The sequence below is a fragment of the Burkholderia cepacia genome (genome assembly GCF_001718835.1).
GTDB classification, from domain to species: domain Bacteria; phylum Pseudomonadota; class Gammaproteobacteria; order Burkholderiales; family Burkholderiaceae; genus Burkholderia; species Burkholderia cepacia_F.
Genome location: NZ_CP013443.1, coordinates 2,426,613 through 2,438,981, shown reverse-complemented (window position 1 = coordinate 2,438,981; position 12,369 = coordinate 2,426,613). Strand labels below are relative to the sequence as shown.

At 59.8% G+C, this 12,369-nt stretch carries 10 protein-coding genes; 1 reads left to right on the top strand and 9 read right to left on the bottom strand.

Features of this window, described 5'->3' with window-relative positions; translation table 11 throughout:
• Positions 1 to 94: 94 nt before the first annotated feature.
• Positions 95 to 1,015 carry a nucleotidyl transferase AbiEii/AbiGii toxin family protein gene (locus WT26_RS14515; protein ID WP_069270361.1) on the bottom strand — a complete coding sequence of 307 codons (921 nt, stop codon included), beginning with the start codon at positions 1,013 to 1,015 and terminating at the stop codon, positions 95 to 97.
• Positions 1,008 to 1,766, bottom strand: a complete 759-nt coding sequence (locus tag WT26_RS14510) for a type IV toxin-antitoxin system AbiEi family antitoxin domain-containing protein (RefSeq protein ID WP_069270360.1) — start codon at positions 1,764 to 1,766, stop codon at positions 1,008 to 1,010. The genes WT26_RS14515 and WT26_RS14510 overlap by 8 nt, the downstream gene beginning before the upstream one ends.
• 142 nt (positions 1,767 to 1,908) lie before the next feature.
• On the opposite strand from WT26_RS14510, the gene WT26_RS14505 reads away from it, so the two are divergent.
• Entirely contained in the window at positions 1,909 to 2,328 is a 420-nt protein-coding gene (locus WT26_RS14505) for a DUF3742 family protein (protein WP_335622450.1), read from the top strand.
• Positions 2,329 to 2,337: 9 nt separating this feature from the next.
• Here the strand turns inward: WT26_RS14505 and WT26_RS14500 are convergent, their stop codons facing one another.
• From WT26_RS14500 to WT26_RS14470, 7 genes are all read right to left on the bottom strand, one after another.
• Positions 2,338 to 3,843 (bottom strand): conjugal transfer protein TraG N-terminal domain-containing protein, encoded by a 1,506-nt coding sequence (locus WT26_RS14500; RefSeq protein ID WP_069270358.1) that lies wholly within the window; start codon positions 3,841 to 3,843, stop codon positions 2,338 to 2,340.
• Between the two features lie 12 nt (positions 3,844 to 3,855).
• Positions 3,856 to 4,197, bottom strand: coding sequence for a hypothetical protein (locus WT26_RS14495; RefSeq protein ID WP_069270357.1), 342 nt, complete (start codon positions 4,195 to 4,197; stop codon positions 3,856 to 3,858).
• 2 nt (positions 4,198 to 4,199) lie between these two features.
• The gene (locus tag WT26_RS14490; protein WP_069270356.1) at positions 4,200 to 5,537 is read right to left on the bottom strand and encodes an integrating conjugative element protein; all 1,338 of its coding nucleotides are present in this window, start codon (positions 5,535 to 5,537) and stop codon (positions 4,200 to 4,202) included.
• 86 nt (positions 5,538 to 5,623) lie between these two features.
• Positions 5,624 to 6,565: a TIGR03756 family integrating conjugative element protein gene (locus tag WT26_RS14485; protein ID WP_069270355.1), complete on the bottom strand. Its 942-nt coding sequence runs from the start codon at positions 6,563 to 6,565 to the stop codon at positions 5,624 to 5,626.
• The gene (locus WT26_RS14480; protein WP_069270706.1) at positions 6,562 to 6,966 is read right to left on the bottom strand and encodes a TIGR03757 family integrating conjugative element protein; all 405 of its coding nucleotides are present in this window, start codon (positions 6,964 to 6,966) and stop codon (positions 6,562 to 6,564) included. Before WT26_RS14480 ends, WT26_RS14485 begins: the two co-directional genes overlap by 4 nt.
• Positions 6,967 to 7,135: 169 nt before the next feature.
• Positions 7,136 to 7,915, bottom strand: coding sequence for a hypothetical protein (locus WT26_RS14475; RefSeq protein WP_069273144.1), 780 nt, complete (start codon positions 7,913 to 7,915; stop codon positions 7,136 to 7,138).
• Positions 7,916 to 8,013: 98 nt separating this feature from the next.
• The gene (locus tag WT26_RS14470; RefSeq protein ID WP_069273143.1) at positions 8,014 to 12,345 is read right to left on the bottom strand and encodes a hypothetical protein; all 4,332 of its coding nucleotides are present in this window, start codon (positions 12,343 to 12,345) and stop codon (positions 8,014 to 8,016) included.
• Positions 12,346 to 12,369: the final 24 nt, after the last annotated feature.

The following is a 12,369-nucleotide window of genomic DNA, read 5'->3' as shown; positions in this document are numbered from 1 at the left end:
TTTTGTTAGCCATGACGGCAAAGATCGATGCCGATCACCATGCTTCACGTTCGCTACACATTTTTGGGCGCGCGGATGCCGTTTTCCCTCGATCTCAATGGCGGGCAAAGGCAGCTTCGAGTTCTTCGACATGTTGCGCGAAGACGACCGGGCGCCGTTGACGAAAGGTGTCGAGATTCGCGAGCTTCCAGCGAAGCGCAGGCAGTTCGGCAACGTGAGGAACGGCGAGAAAAGACCAGTCCGGCTCACCGCGCGCCAGGCCAAGCAGGAATTGTCGTTGGGCGGGCGTCAGGTGCGCCGGCAGTTCCTGTCGCAGCCGCTGGCGGGTTTCCAGCAGGGTGTCCAGGCTGCAAGGTACCTCGGTCATGCCGACGAAGCCGCCGTCGTAGTCGCGCGTGATGTTCTTGTCGCGGCCAAACAGCACTTCATGGATGGGTCGATTGTGGCCAGCGACATATACAACAAAGCACTCGATCATGCCTTCGGTCAGCCCGCCCGATTGATAAAGTTGCCAGACATCGAACAGATCACGGGGGTGCTGGCGATCGAGGGCCGCAACGAGTTTGCCGCCATAGAGTTCATCGGGCGCGAGCACGGGCAACTCCAGTTCCGTTGCGAATTGCTCGGTCGTTCGCGCACACAACGCGCGCCGTTCGATGGGCAGGACGCTGCCGCGAAAGACGGTGTTGACTTCGATCTTGACCTGGTTGGTTTCGTTTTCGACGATGAGCTTGGTATCGCTGAGATCCTTGCTACCGACGAGGCGCGTGCGCAGTCCTTGCGGAGCCAGTCGTTGTTCGATGGCAGCCAGTTCCCGTTGAATGGCCGCGAGCGCTTCGTCGCGCAGCGTTTGCCGAGGCACATAGACGACATCGATGTCGACGGACAGACGCGGCATGTTTTGCACGAACAGGTTGATGGCGGTGCCACCCTTCATTGCGAAGAGATCGTTGGCAAAGACGTCCGGTGCGATGCGCAGCAGCAGCCGGACGGTGTCGGCAAAGAATTTATCCATGGGGTTTCAGTACGAGCAGCGTGCCGTCGGGAAGCCGGCTCATCCAACGCCGGTCGCTACCGGTGGGAAGCTGGAACTGAGCAAGCAATGCATCGACATCGAGCAGATTGGTCTCGCGCGCCCAGGTCAGACACAGCCGAACGGTTTTCACGTTGGTACAGCAGGCGAGCAACTGGCCGAGCAGTTCCTTGCGCGGACTGCGCAGGCCTTCGAATACTGCATGGGCGTCCTCCAGGCCTTCGCGAACGCCCACGTCATACAGGAGTTCGAGCACCGCGCGTTCGGGGACTGCGACCTGAACGTCGTCCGGCACATCGGGCGGCGTGACAAGCGTTCGGGTGGCGAGGGAGGGATCGGCCCAGTCGAACAGACGCGCGTACACGTAGCGCGCTGGAAAACGGCTGGTGAACCATGTCGGCAGCGCGAAACGCTCATCGCCCCACAGCACCAGGGTTTCTCGCCGCCCGAGCTGGTGCCGCACTCCCTGCCAGGCAAGGGCCGTCTTGCCGCCGACGTGCAGGCCAGGAACACGCTGCTGCAGGAACCGGAGCGTGGCGTGGAGATTGAAATCATCGTTGGGAAAGGCGTACACCCCGGATGCCAGACGAACCAGCCAGCCGCTGCTCACGTACCGGGCGGCGAGCTGGTTCGACACCCCGAGCTGGTTCAGCGCAGCAAGATCGAACGGCGCACCGCGGGGTACGCCCGTCTGCAGACGCTTGATTAGCTGATGTCGGGGAAGTCGCTCCATGAGCGAATTTTACGACAGGTTCTAATCGGATGGGCATCGGTTGATTGAAAGTTGACGGATAAATCCAAGGAAACTATATTTTCACGACGAAATCTAATCAGACTGTCGAGAGCCAGTCACGCGCCGTTCCAGTTCATAACCTATGATGAAACGGCGGGTTCTACCCACGGCGGAACGACCCCATTCCTGGAGGGAAACCACCATGACCACCCCATCGAGACCGTCCTGGGCTCACCGGTTCGGCGAGTGGGCTGGGCAAACGTGGCGCTGGCTGGCACGACAGGATCGTCGCGCCTTGGCATGGCTGACCATGCAGGGATTGCCCGTCGGCGCAGCGAAAATGGTGTCGTGGGCTGTGAAGCTGCTTGTGCTCGTCGCTGTGTTCTACGCGGCGTTCTGGTTGGCGCTGCTTGTAGTCTTTGCCATTGTCGCCGCGTGGTTGGCTCAGCATGCGGACGACACTTCCGACGAAGAAAGGCCACAGTGGCGTAACGGTCTCAGCGGATACGGTTTGTATCGTGGGGATACCCGTATTGATCCGGGTTCGCAAGACGACGAATGAGCACGTCGGCTATTTCACGATTTTCATCGCAGCACCAGCACCTTTGCTGCCCGCCGATTTGGAATCGTCGGTCCCTGCGGTAAGCATCTGCGCGAAATTTCCTGCACGAACGCCGACCCATGCCAGCGACGTAACCCAAAACGCCGGTAACACCAGAAACATCGCCGCCATCACGAAGTTCAGCAGCATATCGCCCATTGCGTTGTTGAGCCCCATCAGCGGATTGAAGGATTCGTGCGGCGAACCGTGACCGTAGAGCGCATCGAGAATCGTGCTGTCGATCCAGCGCGCGAGCTGGAACCAGAAGTCCAGGAAGAACAGCGCGAATTCCACGCAGCTTGCCGTGACCACCGCCTTGAGATCATAGGTGCCGATGACAAGCACGAGCGGCAAGCAGATCACGAACGCCATCTTCAGGAACGACAGCACCATCGGCAACGCCTGCCGCACGACGTCCATCGCCGGGAAGAATCCTAACGAGCCGACCGTGAGGCCCAGATCGCCCGCGCCGCGCGTGATGGCATTCGGCAAGGTCTTGCCGATCTGTCCGCCGTAATCCGTGTAGACCTGTCCCTGGCTGAGCACCTGCTGGCGCGGCGCGACGATCGTGCGAATCACGTCGTCGTCAACCTGTGCGGCGCTGAGAAATCCTGCCCATTGGCCGATTCGCGTCAGCAGATCGGCATCGACCTGCTGGAGCAATCGCGCGCGCAGCCCGATGCCGGCATCCGACCACCATTGCCGGCACGTCGGGTAGCCGCCGCCGGAGGCGACTTGCGCGAGCCCCGCATCACGGGTTGCATCGTAGGGCCACGCGGTGCGCGGAGTACTCGAATGGTAATTGTCGTAGTAGCCCGCCGTATTCACGAAATAGTTCGAACCGATCCAGTTCACTTCGTCCATCTGTGCGTCGTTCAACGTGGGCCGATTCATGAACAGCTTCGCACGCGCTGGCCCGTAACAGTCGTGCGTGAAATCGGCCACTTCCTGTGTCAGCACCGGATCGTTGATGCGTGTGCTGTCGATGTCCATGCGGATCTGCTGCAGGTCCACGCCGCAGGGAATCGATGCGACGGCGGCGCCGGTGATCGCTTTCGATAGCGCGTGCATGAAGAACCACCACACCGGCACGCGGGCGCTCTGGTTGTTGAGCGTCGTGAAGACCGTATTCCAACCGGTATTGGCCGGCTTTGGCGCATCGACCTGGCATTGCTGCGATCGCGTCTGATCGAACTGGAGGGTGTTGAGATTGACGGGAACGAAGGGTATGCCAGCAAACACGATCACGACGATCGCGACATACACTCGGTTCTCGATGCGCAGCGCCGACAGTACGCCCTTGTTGCCTTCGTCCGCACCTTCGCCGCGTGCGCGCAGCCATTCCTGTATCACGATGGCGGCGAAGGGCAGGGCAAACACGCCGCTGGTCACCAGCACGTTCCAGATGCCGTTGTGAACGAGCCAACCCACCAGGGTGAGGTAATACTCGAGGTAATCGGTGGTGGTGAGCATCATGGCGTTACTCGCTCAAACCGGATCGCGCAGGGCGACGAGTTCCGTCAGGACGATGGCAAACACGGCGGCGATTTCGGCGCGCATCAGTCGGCGCCGTGCGTCAGGCGAACGATCGCGTTGGTGGACGCGCGTACGCATCCACCACCAGCCGCGCAGGATCGCTACGTAGAGTGCGAGCCGCCAGAGCCTGAAGATCCACGCGTGCATGTGCAACCAGCGCTGCCAGGCGGCAACGTTGCCCACGATACGGACGCCGACCGCGTGGATGGCGATCATCACGACCGTTATCGCAAGCAACATCGCCAGTGCGGTGACGAGTGAGCTGCCGATACGTGGCCAGTGACGTGTTCGCATGATCACGGTCCCGTACCCTTCGAGCTGTTCGCGGGTTTTTGCAACCGGTCGAGCCGGTTCGGCACCGTATCGCCCTGGAAGATGCCCCGCGACCCTTCGCCCCGCGTGTATTGCCGCGCCACGATCCACGCGGTGGCGTTGCCTGCGAGTTCGCGTCGCAAGTCCAGCTCGTTCTTGAGGTTGGTGATCTCCCGTTCCAGCGTGTCGTTGTTCTGCGTGATCGCCTGTTCGGCCAACTGGTTCGCGGCGACGTTCGGTTCCTTGCTGCCGGTGAGCAGCGTGCGCTGGAGCAGCAGGGCTTTTTCCAGCACGCTGGAAAGCGCGGCTTCCGACGCGAGACGTTGCGTCAGTACCGACTGATCGGGTTCATCGCGCAGCGCTTCGATCACGCCACGCGTGATCGGTAACGCGTCGCTGCCGGCCGCCTGCAGGTTATCGGACGTGGTGGTCTTGGCGCCCGAGATCAGGTCCTGCAGTGCCTTCAGCTTCGCGTCGTATTCCTCCTGGATCAGCGGTGTGAGGCCGACACCCGGCGTGGTTTGCGTGCTCGTGCAGTTGTCGCACGTGCGTTCCTCCTGCTCGCCGAGCACGCGCGTTGCCCATGTCGCCGCGGCATCGGGCGAGCTCCAGGTGGTGCAGGTGAGCCGGTTGCCGCAGGTGCTGGCATCGATGGACGAGGTGTCGGTGATGGCACGGCCATTCAGCAGGTTGTAGCCCGCCCGCGTGACATCGCCGACGACCTTGATCGACGACTGGCCGGCACCGCCCGCGTTGCCGCCACCGATCCACGGTACGCCCGCGTTGCCGCGTTGGCTTTCGGCCTGTTCGGTCGCGGCTACGGCATCTTGCGTGTTCGAGACGGCAGTCTTGAGTGCCTGGCCTTGTGCGAGTTGGTCCCAGCCGAGCGTGCCGCCGGCAAGATCCGCCATCTTGTTCGCCATCGCGCGGCAGGTAGCCTTCGAGCGGTCGAAGTCCAGCCGCGCTTGCAGGATGCCGTTGGTGAGCAGGTTGTAGAGTCCCGGATCAGCGCGCTGGATGATCAACGCCGGCAACGAGGCGACCGCGCTGGTGGCGTTCTGGATCACCTGGCTCATGATGGTCTGGAAACCGTTGGTGATGCCGTTCAACTGATTCTGCAGCGTGTCCGACAGGCTGAGGTTTCCGCAGATCAGGTTGTTGTTCCAGCCGAGTCCCACACCGAGACTTTGCATGTTCGCGCTCGGGCTCATCGCGACCGCACTGCCGCCGCCGATGGTGTACAGCACGTCATCGCCCAGCACGCTGCCGGACGTGCCGATAGAAGGGTTGCCCTGACCGATCGCATCGCTGGTGAGTGCCATGGCGAGCGCCAATGTTGCACCGAACGCAACCGTGCGAGCGGACGAGAGGCGACGCGGGAACATCGACGGTCGTTTCATAGGCGCGATCACTCCACGTCGGTGCTGCCAAGAAAAACCTGGCCCATGCGCTTGCAGCAGGTATAGGGGCGCCACAGCGTCCAGGCGTAACCGCCGTCAGTGGCTTGCATCGCGGGCCGTGCGTTGGGAAACACCGCACAGGTCATCGACAGTTGCGGAACCAGCGGTTGCCATTTGCCGGTGCGGATGTCGCTTTCGACCAGCGGGCCGGCCGGCCAGTAACCGTCGTAAGGTTGAGCCAGCAAGGACTGGTACACGTGCGGCTGGCCGGGGCGCGTGACGATATCGCCCGCGCGCTGCGCGACCACGGCGGCGCTTTTGAAATCGTTGACCTGATGCAGAAAGCCTTCGCGCGGATAGACGCTGCCCCAAAAATCGGCGCTCAGGCGACCGCCGATCTCGCGCACGCCGGGTGTCAGCGACTCGGGATAGACGCTCTCGGGAATGCCGTAACGCCAGGCAACCGTATCGAGGGTGCTGAGCAGGTACGGATCAAACGGTACGCCAGCACCAGAACACGTCATGCCGAACTGGCTCGCGAAACGGCTGAAAGCCGCCATGCCGGGGTGGCCGATTACGTCGGCATTCTTGAAAACAGCGAGATTGTTTTCGTGGGTTTGGTTCGTCGTCCCGTTGCCGCCGCCTTGCGGGAAGGGTAGTGATGCACTCATCAAGGAGACGTCGGTCCACGGATTGCTACCGGTTCGGCTGTAGCTCGACACCACGGCGTCCGGCACGTAGTGGCGCACTTTCACGGAGGTCTGCACCGTGCAACCGAAGGCGGAGCACGACAACCAGTAGCACACGCCAACGATGCGCCATGCGAGACAATCGGGTGACAGCACCGACGAGATCAGCATGGCGGTATCGATCGCGAGCGCGGAAACCGTTGTGCCGAGCAGTCCGATCGCTGTGCTCCACCAGACCCCGTGACGCAGCGAGGGCTTCATGGATGCGCCTCGCAATACGCTTTAACTCGTGCCACCGCATGTGGCACATCCGTGTCGCCGTAGACCACGTAATGCCGATCGACAATCACGGCTGGGACCGTCGTGACGCCGAGATTCCACGCGGCCACTACGCCCTGATAGGCTACGGCGAGTTGCCGTGCCAACTCGCCATTGCCATCCTTGAGGCGCTGCTGGACTACCCTAGCGGCCTGGTGTGGGTCGGTGGGCAAGCCAACAGCTAGCGTGGCCTCGATTCGCGACGGAGCATCCAACTCGATCACGCGTGCATCGTCGGCATGATGCACGGGATGGAGATGGTCCGTGACGACCACGGTGGTCTCGGAGGCAAAGGTCGCCGTGCAAAGCGGCATCGCAATCAGGAACCCGATGGTAGTGTGCATGACCGATGGAGGCGACAGACGGGTGACGCGCATGTGGAGAGCCCGGGCAGCGAAGTCGAGCCGTTAGTGAACAGGAACGAGGCACTCCAGACAGCAAAGAATAGGAAGTCGGCGAGGACCGATTTGTTCACACGTGCGCACAGGCAAATCTGCCTGCATTCGAGCTACATCATGAGGGTTCGGCCCATTTGGCGCGCAGATGGGGATGGCGCGCGTAGACGGTTCCCGCAATGACAGGGTCTCGTGGATCGAGCACCTCGTACCGCTCGGCAACAAATCCGATGAATCGAAGAAGCCCGGGGCTCTCGGCGAGCATCATGGGGGTGTAACAGGTGGACTTCAGAAAATTCGTTTCAAAGCCATGCACGCCGGCGGCCCGGATGGTGTCGATCACGAACTGCGAACAGAAATAATGGCGACGTCCATGAGGGGTCGCGCCATGTCGCCGACTCGACCACGTAGGATCGTTATCCGGCCACTTCCATACGCGTCGTTGGTGGCGCCATTGTCGTAGCGGCGCGAGCAAGGCACCCAGGCGCGAGTAGGGCGTTTTGACATCGACCGTGCGGCGCGCGAAGCGACGTGCTGCCTCGATCGATCCGCTCGGCAGCAGTGCGGGTTGTTCGTAGGCGGCGATGTAGCGATAGCGGCCGAGAAACGTATCGAGAGAACAGGCTTGTACGCCGGATGCCCCAGCTTCGAACACCTTCAGGCAGCCCGTTTCGCTGTCCAACAGGATAATGCCCACATGGACATAGGGACCCGACGAGCCGTACTCAATCAGTGCGCGAATTTTTTGCGCCGTTTTCGGACCGCGCTGTTCCGAAGTGCCAACACCAAATACCAGCATGCCTTCGGTGAGATCTTCCAGACGAAGACGCGTGGGCGGATCACCGATCCATAGGCCGCCCGTCATACGTTGATCGGTCTCGCGCAGCAGGGTGTCCATGGGGCGGCGCAGATAGCGAGCATATCGAAGAAGTCTTCGCATATCGTTTTGAAAGATAAATCATTCTTAAGATATCAGCGACCGTACGCATCGCTGGCTTACGCGCGCCGTTCTCGGGGGTCCGAAAAGTCAATACCAATGACGCTCAGTCCATGGACCTTCTGTGAGCGCTCCGATATCAACGTCTCGGCTTTCGCCTGAAGCAACGAGACAAGCTCTGCAAAACCGATCAGTTGTTTGTCGCCAGGGCGTTGCCATTGACGTTTGGGTTCGGTGTTACCGACGACATATACGCCGTAGTTGACACCGGATGCACGTAGATATTGACCAACCAGTTGAACCTCGAGACGCTCAAGCAGCTTTTCAGCGGTCCAATGGTCGAGGTTCGCCAATTTCACTTCGACAGGTAGCGCGCTGATGCCTGGAATCTCGACGCGCAAGTCGGGCCGTTGGTTGAGGTCAATGGTACTTTCCTGCGTCACGGCGAACCACTGCAACGACCGTTGGTCAAGTTGGCGCTTGAGGAAGCCCTGGAAGTGCACCTCCTTGTCTTCCTTGCGAACCTGCAGTCGGTCTGTCGCATTCTCGGAAATCTCGACGTTTGCCTTGATGTCCAGCAAGAGACGCGTCGCCAGTTGGTACAGTTGATAGTCAGAGCGAGGCCGGTGCCGATAGTGCGTGCCATACGCTTGAACGTCCTCGGGGAGCCATGCGGCGGGATCGGCTTGTTTCCCTTTTCTCGTCTCCAAGATGCTCAGCACCCAATCGCGTTCCGTCGGCACCGAGTCCTCGTCGAGGAAGCCTTGGAGCACCGTGTCGGCTTCGTCAGAATCGGAGGTGCGCAGAACTTCCCACAATCGGGCACGGAAATCCTGGGCATCGTCCCGTGGCAGCGGAGAATACGCGCCCTTGTTGTTTCGGTCGATGTCATCTGTTCTACGAACATGGCGACAGACCAAAGGAATCAGAAGCGCCAGCGATGACGGAGCGAGAAAGGAGGCGCGGCCCATGGGTAATGCCGTACCGTAGCTTCCGCCAAGAATGGAACAAAGGTGAATGACTAACTCATCAGCGTCGTCGGCGCTGCAACCCTGTATGGCGGTTTCAAGGTATCGAACTGCTGGGATGGCGTCTAATCGGAGCCATAGGCTCATCCACGTTAGCCATCGGCCCTCGCCGACACCGTATAGCTGCACCCGTGAAGATGCGAGCGCCAAGAGATCATCGTAACAGCGGCTTCCAGTTCGAAGGAGGGTTGTTGTGGCCTGTTCAAGAACACGCTGATTCAGCGGGTCGCACTGCGACAGGCAATGACGTACCGCATTGGCCGCTGCGATAGTTGGTGACTTGGCTCCGGCCAATTTGGCAAGCACCTCGTGGACAAGCGGCGCGTCCGCGGGGTACTTGAATTCGGCGTCGATAGCGAGCATTAACGTGTTCGCGACTTCGTCGGGGCATGCATCCGCCACAGCCTCGAACCAATCTGGCAACCCGTTGAGTTCACTGCAGGCGTACCTCACCGCGCGGCTCACGTCCGTGCCGTTGAAGTGGTTGATCTCCAAGCAACCTGCCTCCCACGCCGTCTGAAGAGCAATAAGGCCGAGCACTACGCGACCGTCGACCGAATTCTTCTCTTTTCGCTCATAGGGAAGCTGCGGCGAAAACGTCTTCCAGGTGTTGGTGCACCCTTCCTGCGCGGCGGAGGTAAGCGTGGCTCCCCATCTCGAGCGCACCTTTTTCCATGTCGAGACGCCGTATTGAGACGTTCCGGTATCTTGCATCGGTTCGACGAGGTACCGGATAGCCAGCGGATATTTGCCGGAGCGGACTCCGGGCAGGTGGGTCCACAGCCATAACTGCGATTTGACTGCGTTCTTCCGCCGCATAATCTCTATACGACGCATCGTCCACCAATGGACATCAAGCAGACGATTGCTTACGTACTTGTTGTATCGCAGCCAAATCGGCGCGACTATCCGATTGCGCAAGTGCTTAAGCACAAGTGGCCGGAGGTCTCGATGGGCAAAGACTTGACGGAGCTCCCAAACCACTGCAAGGAGCGGTTTACGCATTGTCCAAAATATGCTGAGCGCTGCTTCGATGGCCACTTTCCGATCGCGGTCGTCAGCACGTTCGAGACTGTCGACGACCATCCAGTCAACATCGGACGATGTCCACGGCAGCAGACTGACGTGCGGGTCGAGCATGTGGCTCGGAGGCTCTTTCCCGTTCTGCGATGTTCGGTACCGTGCGACCCGCTTCCAAAAAATCGCCCGCCGGAGCTCGGCATTCTTCGCAAACGCATCGCGTATCTTTGCTCGATGTTCCTTCACGTCATCATGGCCCTGACTGTCGTACATGATGGCATGCTCGACGTACAACACAGCCTCAAATATCGTGTCGATATCTCCTTGTGAGAGCTTCGGATGAGCCAGCGCTGCCGATAGACATAGAGGCAGCAACTCGGACACCCAGTGATACTGTTCCGACACACGTCGCGCGACACTCATCGGCTCGCGTGCCATCATGCCGACAAAGCCACGCAGAAAGAGCATCGCATTCGTGTCATCGAAGGACCGAGCCAACTGAGCTTTGACGGCGTTCAAGAACTCGATCTCATAACGACTGACCGAAGTCGCTCGCTGTAGCAGTCCGAGCGCCTCTTCCACCGAAATACACGCGGGGAATAGCGTCTCAAACAGATATCCGATTGTTTTATTGTCAATGTATTCCAGTCGCTGACAGCTCTCTGACAGTCGTCGCCGATGCTCAGTCGTGCCCGCGTCGCGAATGGCAAGGACGGCATAGCGTTGCAGGGACTCCGACGTCTCTTCGTCTTCGAACAGCTTGAGCACGCTGTCGATGCAATCAGGAAGCTTTCCCTCCATGATGATCATCAGCAAATCGGCCTTCAGCGAATCGGACACGCCTCGGTCAGTAAGGTAGGTCGAGATGTCTTCCGCAAGGCCGGCGTCCGCGATCCGAGCCAGCGCTTCAAGGCTGACGTCGATAGCGACATAGTCACGGCCACGGTATTTGCGCACAATGGCTTCAAGGACTCGCTTGCGATATTGAATCGGTAGAGCCGCTGGATCGCCCCAGTGAAAGTGAATTTCTGGTGCCGTCTCCACTAACAGGTTCGCCAACCTAGCGCGCCAAGGCATCCCATCAGAGTTGACCAGCCACGCTGCGACCGGGGCTAGGGATGCGCGCAAGGTCATTGCGCCGTCGGCTTGGACAAACAAAATATCTTGCAGCGCCTCGAAGGGGCCGTTGTGTTCCATCAGCCGCTCAATCCAGGAGGCGGCAAGATATTCGACATGCGACCGATGGTGGAATGACAGAGCCCCGCGACTTTCAGAGTCGAATATCGCACGGTCCAATAACGCCCGCCTCTCATGTGGCGTCCAATCGCCGGGAAGAATCAGTTCAGGTGAAAGGCGCTTGAGGTCGGAGATATGACCATCGTCCGGAACTTCGAATTTGAGATTCTTGCATAGCACTGCAGCGGCAGCGAGGTATTCAGCACCGGTTCTCGCTCGCTCGGCTGTCAGCGGGTCGCTCTTCTCTTTGTTTGACACCTCGGCAAGCAGCTTTTTGACCATGTACTCCGTCAATGCCGTCAAGCCGCTCAGTGTTCCTTTTTCCCGCCAATAGGCATATAGGTTGGAAACGTCTAGTGGACGACCGGCAAAGGGCCATGCGTTATGCTTGCCTAAAGCGTCTAGAAAACGCTGCGCGTCCCGGATACCTCTGTTTTCCGCGAATAAGCGAACCTGCCCGGCCGTAAGCGGGAGCATCGTCGTAACTAAAATCTCGCCGTCGCCGGCATGTGACGTGCTGTTGTCACTAGGGGGTGCAAACCGCTCTCGAACTGCCTCACGGTCAGTCTGTGGTCGCCACTCGCTGATTCTCGAACTGATGATCAGCCGAGCCCGGTAGCGAGCAGGGCCTAGCGCTTTGCTAAGCCTGTCGAGCGCGATGATGAAGTCGTCGTCGCGCTTGAGCTTCGACTCGTCAACTGCGTCCAGTAAAAACAACGCGGACGCGCTTGCCCCCTTCCAACGCTTGAAACGGTCAAGCTCCTCGTCCGACAGGATGGTGTCGATGTCTTCGGTGACCAGTTGCTCGAGTTTCAGGAAGAAGCTATCGGGATGGCGGCGGTATTGGGAGCGCAACTCTTCCGACTTTCCGCTGCCCGGCTCACCGAGAACAACAACGAGCCGGTGGGTCAGAAGAGATTGCCAATCAAGCTGATACTGACGACCGACGAGTTCGGCCACATAGCTCCGTCTTGCAGCTTCATCAGCGGACTCTTCGTCGCTATAAACCTCGAACTTTCGATCAAGTTCGACAAATCCTGCATTTTTATTTGGAATGACCGTTGGCAAGGTCACGTCCGCAACGTTATCAACGCGCTTCGCATCCAATTGAGCCCCCGACGGATTGGATTT